Here is a 21,938-nt window from a genome sequence, read left to right on the forward strand (position 1 = left end):
GGCGGATGACCAGCAAGACGGAGCAGACCGGGCAGGCGGGGCAGGTGGCGGGGACCGCCGGGCAGGCGGAGGCCGCGGCCGAGGCGCTCGGGTACGAGCAGGCGCGGGACGAGCTGATCGAGGTCGTACGCCGCCTGGAGACGGGCGGTACGACGCTGGAGGAGTCGCTCGCGCTCTGGGAGCGGGGCGAGGAGTTGGCCAAGGTGTGCCGGAGCCGGCTGGACGGGGCACGGGCCCGGCTGGACGCGGCACTCGCGGAGGAGAGCGCCGGCGCGGGGCGCGCGGAGGAGGGGTCCGGGGACCTGTAGGCCGCGCGCGGCCCGCCCGGCCCGCACCGGTGGACGGGCGGGCGGGGGCTACCGGGCGTTGCCCTCGGCGCCCTCGGCCAGGGTGTGGGCGACGAGGGCGTTCGCGTAACCGTGGCCCAGGCCGTGCTCGGCCTTGAGCCAGGCGACCAGCTCCATGTGCTTGACGAGCGGCGAGGAGCGGATCAGCTCCTTCCACTCTGCGACCGGACGGCCGTACTTCTTCTCGATCGACGGAAAGTAGCTGGCCGGGCCCTTGGCGGTGGCGGTCATGTCGGGTGGGTCCCCTCTGCATCGGAGTGGTGGCGTGCTGCTCTGGTGAGGACTGCGGGCGCGCGAGGAAGCGATCGGGAGATCGACGTGATCCGCGTCACTCGGCCGGCGGAAAGGTGACACGTGCCACTGCTTCCCGCCTCGATCGGCCCCCACTTTGATTGAACATTGAACTTCTCTGGCGTAACGTTTTTTCCGTCACGGGCTTCCCGCCGACCGCGCGGAGCCGACGCCCCTCCCCCAGGAAGATCACGCATGTCCCTCGTTCTTGACGCCGCCGCCCAGGACCTGCTCTTCCGTGAGGCGCGCACCGCCAACACGTTCACCGACGAGCCGGTGACCGACGGGCAGGTGCAGGCCATCCACGACCTGGTCAAGTACGGCCCGACCTCCATGAACCAGTCGCCGCTGCGCGTCACCCTGGTCCGCTCCCCCGAGGCCCGCGAGCGCCTCGTCCAGCACATGTCCGAGGGCAACAAGTCCAAGACGGCCACCGCCCCGCTGGTCGCGATCCTCTCCGCGGACAACGAGTTCCACGAGGAGCTGCCGCGCCTCTTCCCGCACTTCCCGCAGGCCAAGGACATGTTCGCCGCCGACCGCTCGATGCGGGAGAACAACGCCGCGCTGAACGCCACCCTCCAGGCCGCGTACTTCATCGTCGGCGTGCGCGCCGCGGGTCTGGCCGCCGGACCGATGACCGGCTGCGACTTCGAGGGCATCCGCAAGGAGTTCCTCGACGAAGACCACACCCCGCTGATGGTCGTCAACATCGGCCGCCCCGGCCAGGACGCCTGGTTCCCGCGCAGCCCGCGCCCGGAGTACGAGCAGGTCGTCACCACCGTCTGACCAGGTCGTCAGCACCGTCCGATCACCGCCCGCGCCGCGGCGCGCACAGCACGCGCATGCGACCGGGACCCCCCGACCACGTGTCGGGGGGTCCGGTCGCATGCCGGTCAGTCGGATTCGGTGCGCAGGGCCTCGGCCATCTCCGTCAGCCGGGCGAAGGACGCCGTGCCCGTCACCACCGTGGTCGAGTCCTCGTCCTCGAGCACCAGCGCGTCGTACTGGTCGCCCTCGTACCGGGTCCAGGTCCTGCCGGCGATCTGCTGCGTCCTCCCGGTCCTCTCCGCGCCCTGGGTCTCGTCCTCGATGAAGACCACCGGCTTCCGAGTCGACTGCTCGACCGCCACGTACTCCCCGTCGGGGGCCCGGTAGCCGAGGTGCCAGGCGTCGAACTCCTCGCCCTGGAAACGGACGGAGGTGGGCTTCCACGCCTCGGGCAGACCCTCGGGCGCGGCCACCGCGTAGGCGGCGGCACGGCGCGCGGTGAGCAGGTCGACGCGGTAGTCGACCCGCTTGAGGTCGGGCTCGCTGTCGTCGTGCGGGATGAACAGCCAGATCACTCCCGCGGCGAGCAAGATGAGACCCAGGGAAAGGATCATGTCCCGGGCCGACTTCTGGGTGCTGTTCGTTCCTGCCACGCCCTCTATCGTCGCAGGCGCCCGGCCCGCTCATCCGTGGGGCCCCCTGCTCATTCTCTCTGCCCGGCGCTAGAGTCGGGCTCAACACCCTCATCCGGCCGTCGTCGTACAGAAAGGTGCGCTCCGATGACCGAGAATCATCAGTTGCCGTCCGAACTCGATGTGCCCTCCGAAGCTCCCGACCGCAACCTCGCCATGGAACTCGTCCGGGTCACCGAGGCCGCCGCGATGGCCGCCGGGCGCTGGGTCGGGCGCGGCGACAAGAACGGCGCCGACGGTGCCGCGGTACGGGCCATGCGCACCCTCGTCTCCACCGTCTCGATGAACGGCGTCGTCGTCATCGGCGAGGGGGAGAAGGACGAGGCCCCGATGCTCTTCAACGGGGAGCGCGTGGGCGACGGGACCGGGCCCGAGTGCGACATCGCCGTCGACCCGATCGACGGCACCACGCTGACCGCCAAGGGCATGACCAACGCGATCGCCGTACTGGCCGCCGCCGAGCGGGGCTCGATGTTCGACCCGTCCGCCGTGTTCTACATGGACAAGCTGGTCACCGGGCCCGAGGCCGCCGACTTCGTCGACATCGACGCGCCCGTGTCCGTGAACATCCGCCGGGTCGCCAGGGCCAAGCGGGCCACCCCCGAGGACGTCACGGTGGTGATCCTCGACCGGCCTCGGCACGAGGGCATCATCAAGGAGATCCGGGAGACCGGGGCGCGCATCAAGCTGATCTCCGACGGTGACGTGGCCGGCTCGATCCTCGCCCTGCGCGAGGGCACCGGCATCGACCTCCTGCTCGGCATCGGCGGCACCCCCGAGGGCATCATCTCGGCCTGCGCCGTGAAGTGCCTCGGCGGCACCCTCCAGGGCAAGCTGTGGCCGCAGGACGACGCGGAGCGGCAGCGCGCGGTCGACGCGGGGCACGACCTGGACCGGGTGCTGACCGACGCGGACCTCGTCACGGGCGACAACGTGTTCTTCGTGGCCACCGGCATCACCGACGGCGAACTGCTGCGCGGGGTGCGGTACCGGTCCGAGACCGCCACGACCGACTCCATCGTGATGCGGTCCAAGTCGGGGACGGTCCGGCGGATCGACTCCGAGCACCGGCTGAGCAAGCTGCGTGCGTACAGTGCGGTGGACTTCGACCGGGCGAAGTAGCTCCGCGGGGTTCGCCGGAGGTCGTGCGGGTGGCCCACGGGTGTGCGGTCCGTGGGTCCCCCGCCTCGCGCCGTCCGGCGGTCCCCGCGGACGGCGCGGATCCGCTGTGGCCGGGGGCGCGGTCCCCCGCGCCCCCTTCCTGTGCCACCGGTCCTGTGCCACCGGCGTGGGAAAGGCGTCCCCCGTGCGGTGGGCGTCACGCGGTCACCCGCGCCCCCGGCGGGTCACCCGACGCCGGGAACACACCCCGTGCGAGCACAGGCCGCGCGGTTCCCCGTACTCCTGGGCGGGCCGGGTGTGCGTCGTCGGGGGTGGGGGCGGGGGCGGGGGCCGGTCAGCCTGCTGCCGCTATGGGGCCGCCGGTGCGGGCCGCCTTCTGGAGTTCCAGGTCTCGGCGGCGGCGTCGGGCCAGGACCACGCGGCGCTCGGCGGCGGTCAGGCCGCCCCAGACGCCGTAGGGCTCGGGCTGGAGCAGGGCGTGCTCCCTGCACTCCACCATCACCGGACAGCGGGCGCAGACCCGCTTCGCGGCCTCCTCGCGGGAGAGCCTGGCGGCCGTGGGCTCCTTCGACGGGGCGAAGAACAGTCCTGCCTCGTCGCGCCGGCACACCGCCTCGGTGTGCCAGGGCGCGTCCTGGTCCCTGTCTCGCGTCGGCACCCGCTGGGCCGGAACGGCAGCTACCTGCAGGGACGAATGCGGCGGTTGCGGCACGGGTCTACTCCTGACGACGGCTTCGCGAGCGAGAGACGATGCAGCAAGGCCTACCCGCTGTGCGCACGCCTATGCACTGAGTTCCGAACCGCCGCTTCCGCAACCGGAATTCGGCACGTTCCGCCACCGCACCACTGACCCACCGCAGCGACGGGACGCCTCTGCTTCCGCGTCTGCGTCCACCCCGCTGCACGCATGTCAACGGTCCTGGCGCCACCGCAGACCCTTGTCCACCGAGCGCTGCACCCGTTCGAGGATGTCCGCCACCAGCTTGCCCCGCTTGGCCCGCGCCTCGACGTTGCCCAGTACCGCCCAGCCGTCCACGTAGACCACCGGTGCCTCGGGGTCCTCCGCGTCCAGCGAGGCCACCTCGAAGTTGCCGAGGACACCCCCGCCCATGCCGCGCAGCGACACGTTCTCCGGTACGCGGACCTCGACGTTGCCGAAGACCGAGAAGGCCTTGATCATGACCTGCTGGTGGTCGAAGATCGCCTCACTGAGGTCTATCTCGACGTTGCCGAAGACCGCGTACGCGTGGATGCGGCGGCCCGCCCGCCAGCGGCCCTTGCGGGTGGCGGCGCTGAAGACCGCGACCACGTTGTCGTCGGGGTCCATCGGGATGGCGCCCGCGGTGGGCCGGCCGGGCGCCGCGGCAGGAGCCGGGCGCCGCTGGTGGGCGCCCGGCAGGTCCCGCACGAACACCTCGAGCTCCCCGGCGGTCTTGGCGGCCAGTACACCCTCGACACGCTCGGAGTGCTCCTCGGGCGTCAGCCTGCCTTCGGCGAGGGCATCGCGCAGAAGGTCGGCGACACGGTCGCGGTCGGCGTCCGAGACGCGCAGCTCGGCGGCCCGCGGTGTGCTGTCCTGCGGCTGGGCGTGCTTCTGAAGGTCCACGGCAGCAGCGTACCCAAACGCGATAGATCGCGACTACCCCCTGTCGCGAAATACTCGCGAACACCACGGGAAGCGCGGGACGGGAAGCGCGAGGGCTCCCGGCCGAGCCCGTGGCCCACGGCAACTGAGGACAACCTCACAAGCTCCCCCGCCGCGGCAGGTCCTACGCTGGTGGGCGCCCGCCGACGCCGGCGGGCGGCCACCTGTCGAGTGAGGAATGGGCGAGATGCCTGAGTTCGAGTACGCCGATCTGCTCCCCATGGGAGAGGACACCACCCCCTACCGGCTGGTGACCTCCGAAGGTGTCTCCACCTTCGAGGCCGACGGACGGACCTTCCTCAAGGTGGAGCCCCAGGCGCTGCGCAAGCTCGCCGAAGAGGCCATCCGCGACATCCAGCACTACCTCCGCCCCGCCCACCTCAGCCAGCTGCGCCGCATCATCGACGACCCCGAGGCCTCGTCCAACGACAAGTTCGTCGCCCTGGACCTGCTGAAGAACGCCAACATCGCGGCGGCCGGCGTGCTCCCCATGTGCCAGGACACCGGCACCGCGATCGTCATGGGCAAGCGCGGCCAGAACGTGCTCACCGAGGGTGGTGACGAGGAGGCCCTGTCCCGGGGGATCTACGACGCGTACCACAACCTCAACCTGCGCTACTCCCAGATGGCGCCCCTGACCATGTGGGAGGAGAAGAACACCGGCTCCAACCTCCCCGCCCAGATCGAGCTGTACGCCACCGACGGCGGCGCCTACAAGTTCCTGTTCATGGCCAAGGGCGGCGGCTCCGCCAACAAGAGCTTCCTCTACCAGGAGACCAAGGCCGTCCTGAACGAGTCCTCCATGATGAAGTTCCTGGAGGAGAAGATCCGTTCGCTCGGCACGGCCGCCTGCCCGCCGTACCACCTGGCGATCGTCGTCGGCGGCACGTCCGCCGAGTACGCGCTGAAGACCGCGAAGTACGCGTCCGCGCACTACCTCGACGAGATCCCCTCCGAGGGCTCCCCGCTGGGCCACGGCTTCCGCGACAGGGAGCTGGAGGACAAGGTCTTCGAGCTGACCCAGAAGATCGGTATCGGCGCGCAGTTCGGCGGCAAGTACTTCTGCCACGACGTCCGCGTGGTCCGGCTGCCGCGGCACGGCGCGTCCTGCCCGGTCGCGATCGCCGTCTCCTGCTCCGCCGACCGCCAGGCCGTCGCGAAGATCACCGCCGAGGGCGTCTTCCTCGAGCAGCTGGAGCGGGACCCCGCGCGGTTCCTCCCGGAGACGACGGACGAGCACCTCGAGACCGAGGGTGACGTCGTCCGGATCGACCTGAACCAGCCGATGGACGCCATCCTGGCGGAGCTCACCAGGTACCCCGTCAAGACCCGGCTTTCGCTCACCGGTCCGCTGGTCGTCGCCCGCGACATCGCGCACGCCAAGATCAAGGAGCGGCTGGACGCGGGCGAGGGGATGCCGCAGTACCTCAAGGACCACCCGGTGTACTACGCGGGTCCGGCCAAGACCCCCGAGGGTTACGCGTCCGGCTCCTTCGGCCCGACCACGGCCGGCCGCATGGACTCCTACGTCGAGCAGTTCCAGGCGGCGGGCGGCTCCAAGGTGATGCTCGCCAAGGGCAACCGCAGCAAGCAGGTCACCGACGCGTGCGACGCGCACGGCGGCTTCTATCTCGGCTCGATCGGCGGGCCGGCCGCCCGGCTCGCCCAGGACTGCATCAAGAAGGTCGAGGTCCTGGAGTACGAGGAGCTGGGCATGGAGGCGGTCTGGAAGATCGAGGTCGAGGACTTCCCGGCGTTCGTCGTCGTCGACGACAAGGGCAACGACTTCTTCCAGGATCCGGCGCCGGCTCCCACGTTCACGTCGATTCCGGTGCGGGGGCCGGGGTCGGCGTAGCACCCTCCGGGGCGGCGGTCGAGGGTTTCAGCCCCCGCCGCCCCTTTCCCTCCCGTCCCCGGGGCCGCGCCCCGAACCCCCTTCGGCCCCGACCGGGCCCCGCCCCCGAACGCCGGACGGGCGGGGGTGGCCCACCCCCGCAGTCCGCCCTCGGCCGGCTGGGCCGACCCGACACCGGCGCGCCCTCGCGACAGGCCCTCGGAAACGCCCGCGGGGCTGCCGCGGGGCCCCGTGCGCCCGAATAGCGGACGTCGTGTTCTTTTTTTGGACAACCTGTCCACACGGGACCCGTTCGCGTTGACTCTCCCGACCTTCCCTGTGAGTCTTCTCGCCGCCTTGACATGCACACACCATGTCGGGCTCCCCGTGGCCCGCCCCACGGCCACCTCCCGAAGGAGACAGTGTGAGACGACGATTCACCGTGGCGAGCTTCTCCCTCGCCGTCGTGCTCGGCTGCGGAACACTCCCCGCCGCGGCCGCCGCTCCCGCGGATACGGGCCGGTCCGTCACCGCCGTGAACGCGCTCGCCGCGCCCGACGTCGACGTGACGAAGGTGCGGGCCCACCTGAGCGAGCTCAGCGCCGTCGCCGGCCGCAACGGCGGCAACCGCCGCTCCACCACCCAGGGGTACCGCGACTCGGTCGCCTACGTGAAGGGCAAGCTGCAGGCGGCCGGGTACACCGTCACCGAGCAGCCCTGCACCTCCGGCTGCACCCGGGGAGCGGGTCCCAACCTGATCGCCGAGTGGCCGCAGGGCGACGCGGACCACGTGTACGTGTTCGGCGCCCACCTCGACGGCGTCTCGACGGGTCCCGGCATGAACGACAACGGCTCCGGCTCGGCCGCACTCCTGGAGAACGCCCTGACCCTGGCCCAGCAGAACCCGGCCATGCGCAACCGGGTCCGCTTCGCCTGGTGGACCGACGAGGAGCAGGGCCTCAACGGCTCCGAGTTCTACGTCCGTTCGCTGTCCTCCACCCAGCGCTCCAGGATCCGGGCGTACTACAACTTCGACATGATCGCCTCGACCAACGGTGGCTACTTCATCAACCGCATCACCTCGTCGGCCGCCGCGCCGATGAAGGCGTACTGGGACTCGCTGGGTCTGCGCCCCGAGGAGAACACCGAGGGCGCCGGGCGCAGCGACGACTACCCCTTCCAGCAGGCCGGCATCCCCACCTCCGGCTACGCGATGGGCGCCGGTGCCCGCAAGACGTCCGCACAGGCCGCCAAATGGGGCGGCACGGCCGGTTCCTCCTACGACCCCTGCTACCACCGGTCCTGCGACACCCTCACCAACATCAACACCACCGGCCTGAACCGCGCGGCCGACGGCATCGCCCACACCCTCTGGCAGCAGGCCGTCTCCTGAAACCGGGAAGCCGCCGGTTCCCGGCCCGCCGGGGTACGGGGGTCCACGCCCGGGGCCGACGGCGGCACGCTCACCGCGCCCTCCGACGCCGACGCCCGGAGCGGGTGCGTACGGCGCCCGGCCGGCCCGACGCCGTACGCGGGCAGCCGGGCGGCCGTCCCCCCGCGGGTCGGTGAGAGCACGTCCCCGCGAACGGTCCTCCCGGCCGACGACGCGTGCCTGCGGGGCATCCGGCCGGCCCCGGCCTCCACGCGGCGCTCCGCCCCGTCACTCCCTCGTGGCGGGGCGGAGCCCGTTGCGGGTACCCGCGCGGAACGCCGGCAAGGGGCCGGCAGGAATACACACGGCCCGCACCACTGCTGTGGACCTTCGGAGGTACGACGATGACGACCACGGACGACAGCCGGCACTACCGCATCGAGCACGACTCCATGGGGGAGGTGAAGGTACCCGCCGACGCCAAGTGGCGGGCCCAGACGCAGCGGGCCGTGGAGAACTTCCCGGTCTCGGGACAGCGCATCGAACGCGCCCACATCGAGGCCCTCGCCCGGATCAAGGGCGCCGCGGCGAAGGTGAACGCGCGTCTCGGCGTGCTGGACGAGGACATCGCCGAGGCGATCGGCGAGGCGGCCGGGGAGGTCGCCGGGGGAAAGTGGGACGAGCACTTCCCCGTCGACGTGTTCCAGACGGGCTCGGGCACCTCGTCCCACATGAACACCAACGAGGTCATCGCCACCCTGGCGACCGAGCGGCTCGGGCGCCCCGTGCATCCCAACGACCACGTCAACGCCTCCCAGTCGTCCAACGACGTCTTCCCGTCCTCGATCCACATCGCCGCCACCGCCGCCGTCACCCGGGACCTCGTACCGGCCCTCGAGCACCTCGCGGCCTCGCTGGAGCGCAAGGCCGAGGAGTTCGCCGACGTGGTGAAGTCGGGGCGCACGCACCTGATGGACGCCACGCCCGTCACCCTCGGGCAGGAGTTCGGCGGGTACGCGGCCCAGGTGCGGTACGGGGTCGAGCGACTGCACGCCTCCCTCCCCCGGCTGGCCGAGCTGCCCCTCGGCGGAACCGCCGTCGGCACCGGCATCAACACCCCGCCCGGATTCCCGGCCGCCGTCATCGAGGAGGTCGCCCGGGTCACCGGACTGCCGCTGACCGAGGCCCGCGACCACTTCGAGGCGCAGGGCGCGCGGGACGGCATCGTGGAGACCAGCGGCCAGCTGCGGACGATCGCGGTCGGCCTGACGAAGATCGCCAATGACCTGCGCTGGATGGCCTCGGGCCCCCGCACCGGCCTCGCCGAGATCACCCTGCCCGACCTCCAGCCCGGCTCCTCGATCATGCCCGGCAAGGTCAACCCGGTCGTCCCGGAGGCCGTGCTCATGGTGAGCGCGCAGGTCGTCGGCAACGACGTGACCGTTGCCACCGCCGGTGCCGCCGGCAACTTCGAGCTCAACGTGATGCTGCCGGTCATCGCGAAGAACGTCCTGGAGTCGATCAGGCTGCTCGCGAACGCCTCCCGGCTGCTCGCCGACCGCACGGTCGACGGGATCGTCGCCGACCGCGAGCGGGCCCGGGAGTACGCCGAGTCCTCGCCGTCCGTGGTCACCCCGCTCAACAGGTACATCGGCTACGAGGAGGCCGCGAAGGTCGCCAAGAAGGCACTGGCGCAGCGGAAGACCATCCGCCAGGTGGTCCTGGAGAGCGGGTACGTCGAGCGCGGCGACCTCACCGTGGAGCAGCTCGACGAGGCGCTGGACGTCCTGCGGATGACGCACCCGTGAGGCGGCGCGGCCGAGGCGTACCGCTCCGCCGCGTCCCGGCCGCCCCCCGTCGCGACCCCTCCATGTCCACACCGTGTCCCCGGTGTTCCGCACGGGTGAAGCGTGACGGGGACCGCAGCGATCTGTGCCTGCGGCACCTAATATCTGCCCATGGCAGAGGGCGGAGCAGCAGGACGCGGCAACGGCCGCTGGGCACCGGGGACGCAGGTCCTGTGGCGCTACCGGGAGAACGGCGGCGCGCGCTTGCACATCGCGCGCCCCGTCACGGTCGTGCGCGACGATCCCGAACTGCTCGCCGCGTGGATGGCGCCCGGCACCGAGTGCGTGAAGCCGGTGCTCGCCGACGGCACCCCCGTGCACCAGGAACCCCTCCGCACCCGGTACACCAAGCCCCGTACGGTCCAGCGCGGCCGCTGGACCGGGACCGGTGTGCTGAAACTGGCCCGGCCCGGTGAGCCCTGGTCGGTGTGGCTGTTCTGGGACCAGGGCTGGCGGTTCAAGAACTGGTACGTGAACCTGGAGGAACCACTGGCCCGTTGGGCCGGCGGGGTGGACTCCGAGGACCACTTTCTGGACATCTCCGTTCATCCGGACCGCAGTTGGCACTGGCGGGACGAGGACGAGTTCGCGCAGGCCCAGCGGGACGGACTGGTGGACGCCGCACTGGCCGGCCGGGTGCGGGAGGCGGGCCGGGAGGCGACGGCCGTGATCTCCCGGTGGGGATCCCCGTTCTCGGACGGCTGGCAGAACTGGCGCCCGGATCCGTCGTGGGCGGTACCTTCACTGCCATCGGACTGGGACCGCACGCCCGCGCATCTGTCGCCGTGAGACTCTTGATGCATCCCGGGTCAGGAAACGTAGGATCGTCCTCCGCAAGGCACTGGGCGGCAGCAACTTCCGCAGTAAGCGCTGGGTTTGACCGAACGTCACCGAGGGGCGGCAGGACGTGAGCGAGGGGTACGGCACCACCGGTGCGGGCCGGGAACGGCCGGCGGGCGGCACACAGGCAGGCGCTCACCACGCGGAGATCCCGTTCCCGGGGCAGGCGTTCTGGGTATCGGAGTTTCGCCAGGGCGTACGGTGTGCACGGCGTGCGTCCCCGGCCTCACGTTCACGGGGCAGGCGGGAACGTGAGAAACGGGCCGTGGCCCCGGACGGATGGACTCGACACGCGTGACGGAGCAGCCGACCTCCTACGAGCGCCCGGAACCGGGCGTCACCCCCGCGGACGCCCGCGGGGCGTTCCCGCCTGCCTCGGCCCCGGCACACGGCCCCGGCTCGACATCGTCGTCATCGCCGCCCCCGGCGGCGGATACGGCCGGGCCCGGCGCCGAGCACTCCCAGCCGCAGGCCGGGCAGGAATCCGAACCCGACACCCACCGGCCTCGGCCCGCGTCCGAGGCCATCCCGCTCCAGCCGGCCGGAGGACAGAAACCCGACGTGCACGACCACCCGGCATCGGACCATCTGACAGCGGACCACCCGGCAGCGGTCCCTTCGGCACCCGACGGTGCGTCCCCGGAGCAGGCGTCCCCGGACCGCTCCGTACCCGTCCCCGACGGCCCCGAGCGGCGCACCGGTCAGGCGCCCCCGCCCGGGAAGCCCACGCCGATGCGGCGGGACGGGGACCGGCTGAGGTTCGTCGGCGCCGCGCCCCGGCGGATCGCCCGCGGCATCGATCTCGAAGAGATCGTGATGGGTCTGTGCCGGGCCACCGTGCCCACTTTCGCCGACACCATCCTGGTCTATCTGCGCGAGCCGCTGCCGGTCGGTGACGAGCGGCCCACCGGCCCGCTGGTGCTGCGGCTGCGGCGCAGCGACCGGATCCCGGCCGAGCGCGACACCGAAGGCGGATTCGTGCCGGCCGCCACGCCCGCACCCTCGGAACTGGACTCCATCGGCTCGGAGCGGTGCACGGTGCGGCCCGGCAGCGCGCTCGCCGAAGTGCTGCGCGGCGTACGGCCGGTGTTCACCGACGCGCCCGCCGCACGTGCCGCGCTGCCCGAACTCCTGGGCGAAGGTGCGGAATCGGCCGTACCCGGCGGTCAGCGGGCGATCCTCGCGCCGCTGCGCGGCCGGCGCCGGGTGATCGGCGCGGCCCTGTTCCTGCGCGGCCCCGAGCGCATCGCCTTCGAGGCCGACGACCTGCTGGTCGCCGCCCAGCTCGCCACGCACAGCGCCCTCGGCATCGACAAGGCGGTGCTGTACGGGCGGGAGGCGTACATCGCGGACGAGTTGCAGCGGACCATGCTGCCGGAGAACCTGCCGCGCTGCACCGGCGTGCGGCTGGCCTCCCGCTATCTGCCGGCCGCCGAGACCGCGCGCGTGGGCGGTGACTGGTACGACGCCATCCCGCTGCCCGGCAGCAGGGTCGCACTGGTCGTCGGCGACGTCATGGGGCACTCCATGACCTCCGCCGCGATCATGGGCCAACTGCGCACCACCGCGCAGACCCTGGCCGGTCTCGACCTGCCGCCGCAGGAGGTGCTGCACCACCTCGACGAGCAGGCGCAGCGGCTCGGCGCGGACCGCATGGCGACCTGTCTGTACGCGGTGTACGACCCGGTCGCGCACCGCATCACCATCGCCAACGCCGGTCATCCGCCGCCCATTCTGCTGCCCATCGGCGGGCGGGCCGAGGTGCTGCGGGTGCCCGCGGGCGCCCCGATCGGGGTCGGCGGCGTGGACTTCGAGGCGGTCGAACTGGACGCGCCCGCCGGGGCGACGCTGCTGCTCTACACGGACGGCCTGGTCGAGTCCCGGCTGCGGGACGTGTGGACCGGCATCGACCAGCTGCGCGACAAGCTCGCCGCGACCGCGCAGCTGACCGGCCCGGACCATCCGCCGCCACTGGAGGCGCTGTGCGACGAGGTGCTCGACATGCTCGGTCCGGGCGACCGGGACGACGACATCGCGCTGCTCGCCGCCCGCTTCGACGGGATCGCGCCGAACGACGTGGCGTACTGGTTCCTCGAGCCGGAGGACGCAGCTCCCGGCCGGGCCCGCCGGCTGGCCCGCCGGGCACTGTCCCGGTGGGGCATGGAGGACCTGAGCGACTCGGTGGAGCTGCTGGTCAGCGAGGTGGTCACCAACGCGGTCCGGTACGCCTCCCGCCCGGTCACCCTGCGGCTGCTGCGTACGGACGTCCTGCGCTGCGAGGTCGGTGACGACGTGCCCCAGCTCCCGCGGCTGCGCCAGGCACGCGCCACGGACGAGGGCGGCCGCGGCCTCTACCTGGTCAACCGCCTGGCCCGCCGCTGGGGCGCGACCCGGCTGAGCACCGGCAAGGTGGTGTGGTTCGAGCTGAACCACGGCGGCTGAACCACGGCTGCTGAGGCACGGCACACACGCCGAGCCGCACGCATGAGTGGGGGCGCCCGACGTCGTCATCGGGCGCCCCCACTCATGCGTCTTCCCGCCTACTGCTGCTCCCCGCCGTCCGGTGTCTCGTCCGGGTCGGGCGGGATCTCGTCGGTGGGCGGGGTGGAGGCCGGCGACGACGGCGGTGTGGTCGTCGGCTCCTCGGCCGGGGGCTCGGTCGTCGGTTCCTCGGTCGTCGGTTCCTCGGTCGTCGGGGCCTGCGTGGTCGGTTCCCCGGTCGTCGGTTCCTCGGTGGGCGACTGGGACGGCGACGCGGGCGCCGACGAGGACGGGGACGGGGCGACGGCCGCTCCCTGGTCGGTCTCCAGGTCGAACCTGCTGGTCTCCTCCATCACGCCGAAGGTGTACGCGGCCCAGATCTGCGCCGGGAAGCCGCCTCCGTTGACCCGGTCCTGGCCGCCCGCACCGTACATCTCGACCTGCGGGTGCGGGGCCTTGTCGTCCTCGCCGAACAGGCCGACCGTGGTGACCAGGTCGGGGGTGTAGCCGGCGAACCAGGCCGACTTGTTGTTGTCGGAGGTGCCCGTCTTGCCGGCGACCGGCTGACCGTCGCGCAGCGGGTTGTCCCGGACCGAGGCCTGCGCGGTGCCGTCGTCGACCACGCCGGTCAGGACCGAGGTCACCGTGTCGGCGGCCTCACGGCTGATGGCCTGCTCGCCGACGGCGTCCGGGATGGTGACGGTGCGGTTGAGGTGCTCCGCCGACTTGATGAGCGTCGGGGTGGTGCGCTCGCCGTGGTTGTCGAGGGTGGCGTACACGGCGGCCATGTCCAGCGGGCTCGCGCCCATGGAGCCCAGGGTCTGGGCGGGCACCGCCTCCAGGTCCTCGGCGTCCATGCCGAGCCTGCCCGCGGTCTCCATCACCTTCTCCATGCCGACGTCGACGCCCATCTGCGCGAAGACGGAGTTGACGGACCTGTTCATGGCCGTCTGGACGGTGATGTCGCCGTAGTCCTTGTCGTCCTCGTTCTCCGGGGCGAAGCCGACCTTCGTGCCGTCGTCCTCGACGGGGCGCTTGCTGGTGCCGTCGTAGACGGTGCCGGCCGCGATCGGCCGGCCGTCCTGCGTCTCGGCCTCCTCCTCGACGGCGGCGGCCAGGATCACCGGCTTGAAGGTGGAGGCGGGCTGGTAGTCGGAGCGGGTCGCGTTGTTCGTGAAGTGCTTGAGGTAGTCCACGCCGCCGTACATCGCCACGACCGCGCCGGTCTTCGGGTCCACGGAGACGGCGCCGGCCTGGACGTCGGCGTCGACCTCGCGCTCCCCGGCGTCCAGCTTGCCGGTGAGCTGGGTCTGGACCGCCTCCTCCAGCGCCTTCTGATTCCTCTTGTCGATGTTGAGGGTGACGGTCCAGCCGCCGAGGTCGACCAGGGCGTCGGCCTCCTTGGCGTCCGCGGCGGTGCCCTGGTCGACCAGCCGGCGCTTCAGCGCGGCGTTGGCCTCGTTCACCAGGTAGCCGACCTGGCCGGCCTGGCCCGGATTGCCCTTGGGGTCCTTGGGCACCGGGAACTCCATGCCGGACCGCTCGGCGGCGTCCAGCCACTTCTCCTCGACCATGTTGTCCAGGACGTAGTTCCAGCGGTTCTTGACGAGCTTCTTGCCGGTGTCCGAGGCCACCGCCCAGTCGTACTGGCTCGGTGCCTGGAGGAGTGCGGCGAGGTAGGCGCCCTGCTCGGCGGTCAGGTCCTCGGCGTCGACCCGGTAGTAGGCCTGGGCGGCGGCCTGGACACCGTAGGCGCCGCGGCCGTAGTAGCTGGTGTTCATGTAGCCGGCGAGGATGTGGTCCTTGGACTTCTCCCGGTCCAGCTTCAGGGAGATGACGAGCTCCTGGAGCTTGCGCGAGACCGTCTGCTCCTGGGTCAGGTAGTAGTTCTTCACGTACTGCTGGGTGATCGTCGAACCACCCTGCGCGCCCTTGCCTGCCACGGTGTTGAGCAGACCGCGCGCGGTGCCCTTGAGGTCGACGCCGGCGTCCTGGTAGAACGTCTTGTTCTCGGCGGCGACGAACGCCCGCTGGACCGGCTTGGGGACCTGCGCCAGGTCGACGACCTCACGGTTGACCTCGCCGTCGCGGGCCATGACCGAGCCGTCGCTGTACTTGTAGACGTTGCTCTGCTGCTGGGCGTCGGCGTTCCCCTCGGGGATGTCGATCACCATGTACAGCACGATGAAGGCGCCCATGCCGAGCAGGCAGAGGCCGAAGGCCGTGCCGAGGATCTTCTTCCAGGTGAAGAGGCGGCGTATCCGGCCCGGGCCGTTCCCGCCCGACGAACGGCCCTCGGATGCCGCACGGTGCCCACCGCGCTGCCGTGCGCGTCGTTCTTCCGCTCGTCCCATGGGTCCGCTCTGCTCCGCTTCGTTCGTGTGTGCTGGCGATGCACACGGGTTCGCCGCTCAGGTCAACTCCGCAAGCTAACACCGGAAGCTATGACAAACATCGACTGATCCGGCCTTTACGGGCGTGACAATCAGCACCCTCCCCACCGGAACCTCCTCCCGCCTCACCAGAACCGACGTGCGAAACCTGTTCACGGCTGCCGCGAAACGTTAAAGTGATATCACTTGGATAGACAGGCGCCAGCGGCATCCAGGTCGCGCCGCGGCGCCCCGAGATACGGGGGATCACCCATGTCCACACACGACACCCAGACAGCGGCACAGGCCGCACCGGCCGCGGCCGACGTCCCCGAGATGCCGGCCCCGCGCGTGCGGGAGACGGTGGCGCACAGCATCGGCGGCGGGCTCGCCCTGACACTCGGCCTGGTCGGACTGCTGCTCGGCATCGGGATGGTCGTCGGCGCCACGGCGGTCACCACGACCGCCGGAAAGGCCCTGCTGATCGTCTTCGGCGTCCTGATCGCCCTCGCCGCGTTCCTCGCCATGTGCGGACTGAACATGGTGGCGCCGGGCGAGGCCCGGGTGGTCCAGCTCTTCGGGCGCTACCGGGGCACGATCCGCCAGGACGGCCTGCGCTGGGTGAACCCCCTCACCTCGCGCGTCAAGATCTCGACCCGGGTCCGCAACCACGAGACCGCGGTCCTCAAGGTGAACGACGCCTACGGCAACCCGATCGAGCTGGCCTCCGTCGTGGTGTGGCGGGTGGCGGACACCGCGCAGGCCACCTTCGAGGTGGACGACTACATCGAGTTCGTCTCCACCCAGACCGAGGCAGCCGTCCGGCACATCGCCATCGAGTACCCGTACGACGCCCACGAGGAGGACGGCCTCTCGCTGCGCGGCAACGCCGAGGAGATCACCGAGAAGCTCGCGGTCGAGCTGCGCGCACGCGTGGACGCGGCCGGCGTCGAGATCATCGAGTCCCGCTTCACCCACCTCGCCTACGCCCCCGAGATCGCCTCGGCGATGCTCCAGCGGCAGCAGGCGGGCGCGGTCGTCGCGGCCCGGCAGCTGATCGTGGAGGGCGCCGTGGGCATGGTCGAGACGGCGCTGGCCCGGATCGCCGAGCAGGACATCGTCGAGCTGGACTCCGAGCGCAAGGCCGCGATGGTGTCCAACCTGATGGTGGTCCTGTGCGGTGACCGCGCGGCCCAGCCGGTCCTCAACACCGGATCCCTCTACCAGTGACCGCCCCCTCCGACTCCCCCGGGGGCCAGACCCCTCGGCGCAGGCCGCAGCAGCAGCGCAAGCAGGTGCTGCTGCGGCTGGACCCGCTGGTGTACGAGGCGCTGGCGCGGTGGGCGAACGACGAGCTGCGCTCGGCGAACGCGCAGATCGAGTTCCTGCTGCGGCGGGCGCTCGCGGAGGCGGGCCGGCTGCCCGGCGGGGCAGGCCCCCTGCCCCGCCGGGGGCGCCCACCCGTCCAGCCGCCGGCCGCGCCCGCACAGCCGTCGCCCGAGCAGCCGTCCGCACAGCCGCCGCCCCCGCAGCAGCCCGAGAACCCCTCCGAACCCCGCTGACCCGAACCTCCCGGGCCCGGTGATCCACCCCGGGCTCCGACGATCGCTCCTCCGCCCCACCTCCTCCGGGCCCCAGGCCCCCCACCCCCGCCACCCAGGCAGCCCCAGCCCGCACACCCACCACCCGAGAACCCGGACAAGCCCCGCCGTCCCGAGCACCCCGGATCCGGACCCGGCCACTCACCCCAGGCTCCGACGACCGGCCTTTCCGGCCCACCCTCACCGGACCCCGGTCCTCGCCACCTCCGGCCTCCCTCCAGCTCCAGCTCCAGCTCCCGGACCCCCTCAGGCTCCTCACCCCAGGCCCCGGCCGCCATCCGCCCCGGGCCCTCGACACCCTCAGCCCGAGCCCTCTCCCCACGCCGGTGACAGAACCGTGACATCCGTCCCCCACCTGGGCTTCGACACCGCTGCCCCCGATGTACACACTCGGCGTATACGCGGCACGTATACACACTGTGTAGAGTGCTCGCCATGTCCATCGGTCACACACTCCTCGGACTCCTGGAGTCCGGCCCGCGCCACGGTTACGACCTGAAACGGGCCTTCGACGCGAAGTTCGGTCAGGACCGGCCCCTGCACTACGGCCAGGTCTACTCGACGATGTCCCGCCTGCTGAAGAACGGACTCGTCGAAGTCGACAGCATCGAGGCCGGCGACGGCCCCGAGCGCAAGCGGTACGCGATCACCGAGGCAGGCGTCACCGACGTCGCCCGCTGGCTCGCCACGCCGGAGAAGCCGGAGCCGTACCTCCAGTCGACGCTCTACACCAAGGTCGTCCTCGCGCTGCTCACCAGCCGCGACGCCGCCGACATCCTCGACATCCAGCGCTCCGAGCACCTGCGCGGCATGCGCGCCCTCACCGAGCGCAAGCGCCGGGGCGACCTGGCCGACCAGCTCATCTGCGACCACGCCCTGTTCCACCTCGAGGCCGACCTGCGCTGGCTGGAACTCACCGCCGCGCGCCTCGACAAACTCCGTGAGGCGGTCTCCCGATGACGATCCCCGCCGGATCCCTGCTCACCGCCCAGGACCTGCGCAAGGCGTACGGGCCGACCCCCGCGCTCGACGGGGCCGCGTTCTCCATCCACCCCGGCGAGGTCGTGGCCGTGATGGGCCCCTCCGGGTCGGGCAAGTCGACCCTGCTGCACTGCCTCGCCGGGATCGTGACGCCCGACTCCGGCTCGATCACGTACGGCGGGCGCGAACTGACCGCGATGAACGACTCCGAGCGCTCCAGGCTCAGGCGCTCGGAGTTCGGCTTCGTGTTCCAGTTCGGGCAGCTCGTGCCGGAACTGACCTGCGTGGAGAACGTCGCGCTGCCGATGCGGCTGAACGGCACACCCCGCAAGGAGGCCGAGCGGGCCGCCCTGGTCTGGCTCGAGCGGCTGGAGGTCGACGACGTCCGCGCGAAGCGGCCCGGCGAGGTCTCCGGCGGCCAGGGGCAGCGGGTCGCCGTGGCCCGGTCGCTGGTCACCGGCCCGCGGGTGCTGTTCGCCGACGAGCCGACCGGCGCCCTGGACTCGCTCAACGGCGAACGCGTGATGGAACTGCTCACCGACGCCGCCCGGTCCACCAACGCCGCCGTCGTCCTGGTCACGCACGAGGCGCGGGTGGCCGCGTACTCCGACCGCGAGGTCGTCGTACGCGACGGGAAGTCCCGGGACATGGAGCACGCCGTATGAGCGGGACCAAGGAGCGCGCCCGCACCGCCCCCCAGGCCCCCTCCGCACCCGTCTCCGCAGCCCGGGGGGAGTCGAAGGCCCGGACAGTGGTCCGGGACCTGGGCATGGGTGTCCGCTTCGCCCTGGCCGGCGGGCGCGAGGGATGGATCAGGGCGCTGCTCACCGGCGTCGGCGTCGGTCTCGGCGTGGCACTGCTGCTGCTCTGCTCCGCGCTGCCCGGTGTACTGACGGAGCGGGACCGGCGGGAGGAGGCGCGCCTGGACTGGCCCTTCGCCAGCGAGGTCATGCCGAAGGCCGACGACACGCTGGTCGTCGCGCGGACCGACACCGAGTTCCGGGACCGGCACATCCGTGGCCGGATCATGGAACCGGAAGGCCCGAAGACCCCGCTGCCGCCGGGCCTGAGCGGGTTCCCGGCGGCCGGTGAGATGGTGGTCTCCCCCGCCCTGAAGGAGCTCCTCGCGTCGGACGGCACCGGGCTGCTGCGCGAGCGGCTGCCGTACGACATCGTGGGGACGATCGGGGAGCAGGGGCTCATCGGCTCGCAGGAGCTCGCCTATTACACAGGCGCCACGGGGCTCGCGGACCGGATCGGCAGCACGTCGGCGGTGCGCCTGGACGGCTTCGGCTCGCCTCCCGGGCAGATCTCCGAAGAAGAGAACGACCCGGTGCTCACGCTGCTGATCCTGGTCGTCCTCGTGGTGCTGCTGACGCCGGTCGCCGTGTTCATCGCCACGGCCGTGCGGTTCGGCGGCGAGCGGCGCGACCGCCGGCTGGCGGCACTGCGGCTGGTCGGCTCCGACGCGGCGAGCACCCGGCGGATCGCGGGGGGCGAGGCGCTCGCCGGAGCGCTGCTCGGCCTGGTCCTCGGCACGGGGTTCTTCCTGATCGGCCGTCAGCTGGCCGCCTCGGTCGAGATCTTCGGAATCAGCGTCTTCCCGGGTTACCTGAACCCTTCGCCGCTGCTGGCCCTGCTGGTCGCGACAGCGGTCCCGGCGGCCGCGGTGCTGGTGACGCTGCTCGCCCTGCGCGGGGTCGTCGTCGAACCGCTGGGCGTGGTCCGTACGGTGCGTCCGCCCCGGCGCCGGCTGTGGTGGCGGCTGCTGCTGCCGCTGGCCGGCATCGCGATGCTCTACCCGATGGTCGGGCAGGGCCGCGAGAACGGGGAATTCAACGAGTACCTGGTCGCCGGCGGTGTCCTGCTGCTGCTCATCGGGATCACCGCGCTGCTGCCGTGGATCGTGGAGACGGTCGTCTCCCGGCTCGGCAAGGGCAGCCTGTCGTGGCAGCTGGCGGTGCGCCGGCTTCAGCTCAGCAGCGGCGCGGCGGCCCGGATGGTCAACGGGATCGCGGTGGCGGTGGCCGGCGCGATCGCGCTCCAGATGCTGTTCGCCGGCGTCGAGGGCGACTACACCGAGGACACCGGGTTCGACGTGTCGCTGGCCCAGGTGCAGGTGGAGTTGCCGGACGGCCAGGAGCTCGCCCCCGCCGCCGCGAAGCTGGCGGACACCAAGGGGGTGAACAAGGTCTACGCGCTGTCCCACGGCTACCTCGCCGACAAGCCCTGGCAGCAGGAGCCGGAGAGCAGCGCCGCACTGGCCGTCGCCGACTGCGCGACCCTGCGCACGGTGGCGGAGCTCCCCTCGTGCCGGGACGGCGACGTGTTCGCGGTGTCCGGCGCCGAGTACGACACCGGCACCCCGACGCTGAACGAACCGGGCCGGGACCTCTACCTCGAGGTGCCCGATCCCTCGGCCCCCTCCGGCTACGGCGAGAGCGTCACCTGGACGGTTCCCGCGGGGGTCAAGCAGGCCCGGTCGATTCCGGACCCGGTGGGCAATGAGAGCAGCGGCTTCCTGCTGACGCCGGGCGCGATGACGGCGGGGATGACCGGCACGCTCTCCGGTCAGTTCTACCTCGGGATCGACGACTCGGTACCGTACGCCATGGAGCACGTGCGGAACACGGCCGCCGCGATCCATCCGCTGACGGACGCGATCAGGTGGAACGCCACCGAGCGTTCCGGGAGCTACGACTCGATCCGCACCGGCCTGTTCGTCGGCGCGACCTGCGTCCTGGCGTTGATCGGGGCGAGTCTGCTGGTCTCGCAGCTGGAGCAGTTGCGCGAACGCCGCAAGCTGCTGTCGGCGCTGGTCGCCTTCGGTACCCGCAGGCGCACGCTGAGCCTGTCCGTGCTGTGGCAGACGGCCGTGCCGATCGGTCTGGGGCTGCTGCTGGCCTCGGCGGTGGGGGTCACGCTGGGCGCCGTCCTGCTGCGGATGACGTCTGCACCGGTACGGATGGACTGGGCGAGCCTGTTGCAGATGACGGGTGTCGGTGCGGGTGTCGTCGTGGTGGTGACGTTGCTGAGCCTGCCGCCCCTCCTGCGCATGATGCGGCCGGACGGCCTGCGCACGGAGTGACCGGGGCGGGACGGCCGGTCCCGGGCGGCACGGGATGCCCGGTCCCGGCAGCCCGGTCCTGGCAGCATGGACCGCGTTCGGCCCACCCTTCCACCAGGAGCGTTCCCATGTCGTTCGCGTCCGTCGAGTCCCTCAAGTCCCGCCTCCCCGGCTACGCCCGGGACCTGAGGCGCAACCTGGACTCGGTCATCGGCGCCTCGGACCTGCCGCTCCAACGGCTGTGGGGGACGGTGCTGTCGGCGGCGATCGCCTCACGCTCGGCCGTCGTGCTGCGCGAGCTGGCACCGGAGGCGAGGGCGGTGCTGTCGCCCGAGGCCTACCGGGCGGCGAAGACCACCGCTTCGGTGATGGCCCTGAACAACGTCTTCTTCCGGACCCGCCACCTGCTGTCGGACGAGGAGTACGGCACCCTGCGCGCGGGCCTGCGGATGAACGTCCTCGCCGACCCGGGCGTCGACCGGACCGACTTCGAGTTCTGGGCGTTCGCGGTCTCCGCGGTCAACGGCTGCGGGCTGTGCCTCGACGCGCACGAATCGGCCCTGCGCGGGGCGGGCGTCGAACGCGAGGTCGTCCAGGAGGCCGTCAGGATCGCCGCGGTGATCCAGGCCGTCGCCACCACCCTGGAGGCGGAGTCGACCCTCGCGGACCTCGAGGGCC

18 protein-coding genes and 1 pseudogene are annotated in these 21,938 nt (G+C 71.8%); 14 read left to right on the forward strand and 5 right to left on the reverse strand.

Translation table 11 applies throughout. The features are described 5' to 3' along the window. Window positions 1-5: 5 nt before the first annotated feature. The gene (locus tag TU30_RS28975; protein WP_234308014.1) at window positions 6-308 is read left to right on the forward strand and encodes an exodeoxyribonuclease VII small subunit; all 303 of its coding nucleotides are present in this window, start codon (window positions 6-8) and stop codon (window positions 306-308) included. Between the two features lie 48 nt (window positions 309-356). Here the strand turns inward: TU30_RS28975 and TU30_RS28980 are convergent, their stop codons facing one another. After that, a complete protein-coding gene (locus tag TU30_RS28980) occupies window positions 357-578 on the reverse strand; it encodes a DUF4287 domain-containing protein (protein ID WP_042175597.1) in 222 nt (73 codons plus the stop codon). 255 nt (window positions 579-833) lie between these two features. Here TU30_RS28980 and TU30_RS28985 point away from each other — a divergent pair, with 255 nt between their 5' ends. After that, complete coding sequence (locus tag TU30_RS28985; protein ID WP_042175599.1) at window positions 834-1,424, forward strand: malonic semialdehyde reductase; 591 nt, start codon at window positions 834-836, stop codon at window positions 1,422-1,424. A gap of 107 nt (window positions 1,425-1,531) precedes the next feature. Here the strand turns inward: TU30_RS28985 and TU30_RS28990 are convergent, their stop codons facing one another. Continuing rightward, the gene (locus TU30_RS28990) at window positions 1,532-2,059 is read right to left on the reverse strand and encodes a DUF4245 domain-containing protein (RefSeq protein WP_078878590.1); all 528 of its coding nucleotides are present in this window, start codon (window positions 2,057-2,059) and stop codon (window positions 1,532-1,534) included. Window positions 2,060-2,185: 126 nt separating this feature from the next. Here TU30_RS28990 and glpX point away from each other — a divergent pair, with 126 nt between their 5' ends. Further along, the gene (gene glpX, locus TU30_RS28995; protein ID WP_042175605.1) at window positions 2,186-3,220 is read left to right on the forward strand and encodes a class II fructose-bisphosphatase; all 1,035 of its coding nucleotides are present in this window, start codon (window positions 2,186-2,188) and stop codon (window positions 3,218-3,220) included. 334 nt (window positions 3,221-3,554) lie between these two features. Here glpX and TU30_RS29000 read toward each other — a convergent pair whose 3' ends face one another. Together TU30_RS29000 and TU30_RS29005 are read right to left on the reverse strand one after the other, a co-directional pair. After that, window positions 3,555-3,932, reverse strand: a complete 378-nt coding sequence (locus TU30_RS29000) for a WhiB family transcriptional regulator (protein ID WP_042175607.1) — start codon at window positions 3,930-3,932, stop codon at window positions 3,555-3,557. A 198-nt stretch (window positions 3,933-4,130) separates the two neighbouring features. Then, complete coding sequence (locus TU30_RS29005) at window positions 4,131-4,826, reverse strand: DUF1707 domain-containing protein (RefSeq protein WP_042175610.1); 696 nt, start codon at window positions 4,824-4,826, stop codon at window positions 4,131-4,133. Window positions 4,827-5,043: 217 nt separating this feature from the next. Here TU30_RS29005 and TU30_RS29010 point away from each other — a divergent pair, with 217 nt between their 5' ends. From TU30_RS29010 to TU30_RS29030, 5 genes are all read left to right on the forward strand, one after another. Next, window positions 5,044-6,720 carry a fumarate hydratase gene (locus TU30_RS29010; RefSeq protein ID WP_107068603.1) on the forward strand — a complete coding sequence of 559 codons (1,677 nt, stop codon included), beginning with the start codon at window positions 5,044-5,046 and terminating at the stop codon, window positions 6,718-6,720. A 403-nt stretch (window positions 6,721-7,123) separates the two neighbouring features. Further along, window positions 7,124-8,092 carry a M28 family metallopeptidase gene (locus tag TU30_RS29015; RefSeq protein ID WP_234308015.1) on the forward strand — a complete coding sequence of 323 codons (969 nt, stop codon included), beginning with the start codon at window positions 7,124-7,126 and terminating at the stop codon, window positions 8,090-8,092. Between the two features lie 383 nt (window positions 8,093-8,475). After that, window positions 8,476-9,879 carry an aspartate ammonia-lyase gene (locus TU30_RS29020; RefSeq protein WP_042175618.1) on the forward strand — a complete coding sequence of 468 codons (1,404 nt, stop codon included), beginning with the start codon at window positions 8,476-8,478 and terminating at the stop codon, window positions 9,877-9,879. 150 nt (window positions 9,880-10,029) lie between these two features. Then, the gene (locus TU30_RS29025; protein WP_042175623.1) at window positions 10,030-10,707 is read left to right on the forward strand and encodes a DUF402 domain-containing protein; all 678 of its coding nucleotides are present in this window, start codon (window positions 10,030-10,032) and stop codon (window positions 10,705-10,707) included. 345 nt (window positions 10,708-11,052) lie between these two features. Further along, on the forward strand, window positions 11,053-13,200 hold the full coding sequence (locus tag TU30_RS29030) for a SpoIIE family protein phosphatase (protein WP_107068607.1): 2,148 nt from the start codon (window positions 11,053-11,055) through the stop codon (window positions 13,198-13,200). A gap of 98 nt (window positions 13,201-13,298) precedes the next feature. On the opposite strand, the gene TU30_RS29035 is transcribed toward TU30_RS29030, so the two are convergent. Next, window positions 13,299-15,593 (reverse strand): transglycosylase domain-containing protein, encoded by a 2,295-nt coding sequence (locus TU30_RS29035; RefSeq protein ID WP_042175627.1) that lies wholly within the window; start codon window positions 15,591-15,593, stop codon window positions 13,299-13,301. Window positions 15,594-15,884: 291 nt separating this feature from the next. Here TU30_RS29035 and TU30_RS29040 point away from each other — a divergent pair, with 291 nt between their 5' ends. The 6 genes and pseudogenes from TU30_RS29040 to TU30_RS29065 form a co-directional block, all read left to right on the forward strand. Further along, window positions 15,885-16,841 carry an SPFH domain-containing protein gene (locus TU30_RS29040; protein WP_042175630.1) on the forward strand — a complete coding sequence of 319 codons (957 nt, stop codon included), beginning with the start codon at window positions 15,885-15,887 and terminating at the stop codon, window positions 16,839-16,841. Next, complete coding sequence (locus tag TU30_RS29045; RefSeq protein ID WP_042175633.1) at window positions 16,838-17,173, forward strand: hypothetical protein; 336 nt, start codon at window positions 16,838-16,840, stop codon at window positions 17,171-17,173. Before TU30_RS29040 ends, TU30_RS29045 begins: the two co-directional genes overlap by 4 nt. A gap of 474 nt (window positions 17,174-17,647) precedes the next feature. Further along, complete coding sequence (locus tag TU30_RS29050; protein ID WP_042175635.1) at window positions 17,648-18,172, forward strand: PadR family transcriptional regulator; 525 nt, start codon at window positions 17,648-17,650, stop codon at window positions 18,170-18,172. Further along, complete coding sequence (locus tag TU30_RS29055; RefSeq protein WP_042175639.1) at window positions 18,169-18,858, forward strand: ABC transporter ATP-binding protein; 690 nt, start codon at window positions 18,169-18,171, stop codon at window positions 18,856-18,858. The genes TU30_RS29050 and TU30_RS29055 overlap by 4 nt, the downstream gene beginning before the upstream one ends. 104 nt (window positions 18,859-18,962) lie before the next feature. Further along, a complete protein-coding gene (locus TU30_RS29060) occupies window positions 18,963-21,281 on the forward strand; it encodes an ABC transporter permease (protein ID WP_042175785.1) in 2,319 nt (772 codons plus the stop codon). Between the two features lie 107 nt (window positions 21,282-21,388). Continuing rightward, a pseudogene (locus tag TU30_RS29065) lies at window positions 21,389-21,928 on the forward strand (carboxymuconolactone decarboxylase family protein); the annotation flags it as partial. Window positions 21,929-21,938 lie beyond the last annotated feature (10 nt).

The sequence above is a fragment of the Streptomyces sp. NBRC 110035 genome (assembly GCF_000829695.1).
Classification (GTDB): Bacteria; Actinomycetota; Actinomycetes; order Streptomycetales; family Streptomycetaceae; genus Streptomyces.

Coding starts and splice junctions, on each gene's coding strand:
- TU30_RS28975 (WP_234308014.1), top strand. CDS start 6: ATGACCAGCAAGACGGAGCAGACCGGGCAGGCGGGGCAGGTGGCGGGG.
- TU30_RS28980 (WP_042175597.1), bottom strand. CDS start 578: ATGACCGCCACCGCCAAGGGCCCGGCCAGCTACTTTCCGTCGATCGAG.
- TU30_RS28985 (WP_042175599.1), top strand. CDS start 834: ATGTCCCTCGTTCTTGACGCCGCCGCCCAGGACCTGCTCTTCCGTGAG.
- glpX (WP_042175605.1), top strand. CDS start 2,186: ATGACCGAGAATCATCAGTTGCCGTCCGAACTCGATGTGCCCTCCGAA.
- TU30_RS29010 (WP_107068603.1), top strand. CDS start 5,044: ATGGGCGAGATGCCTGAGTTCGAGTACGCCGATCTGCTCCCCATGGGA.
- TU30_RS29020 (WP_042175618.1), top strand. CDS start 8,476: ATGACGACCACGGACGACAGCCGGCACTACCGCATCGAGCACGACTCC.
- TU30_RS29025 (WP_042175623.1), top strand. CDS start 10,030: ATGGCAGAGGGCGGAGCAGCAGGACGCGGCAACGGCCGCTGGGCACCG.
- TU30_RS29035 (WP_042175627.1), bottom strand. CDS start 15,593: ATGGGACGAGCGGAAGAACGACGCGCACGGCAGCGCGGTGGGCACCGT.
- TU30_RS29040 (WP_042175630.1), top strand. CDS start 15,885: ATGTCCACACACGACACCCAGACAGCGGCACAGGCCGCACCGGCCGCG.
- TU30_RS29050 (WP_042175635.1), top strand. CDS start 17,648: ATGTCCATCGGTCACACACTCCTCGGACTCCTGGAGTCCGGCCCGCGC.
- TU30_RS29055 (WP_042175639.1), top strand. CDS start 18,169: ATGACGATCCCCGCCGGATCCCTGCTCACCGCCCAGGACCTGCGCAAG.
- TU30_RS29060 (WP_042175785.1), top strand. CDS start 18,963: ATGGGTGTCCGCTTCGCCCTGGCCGGCGGGCGCGAGGGATGGATCAGG.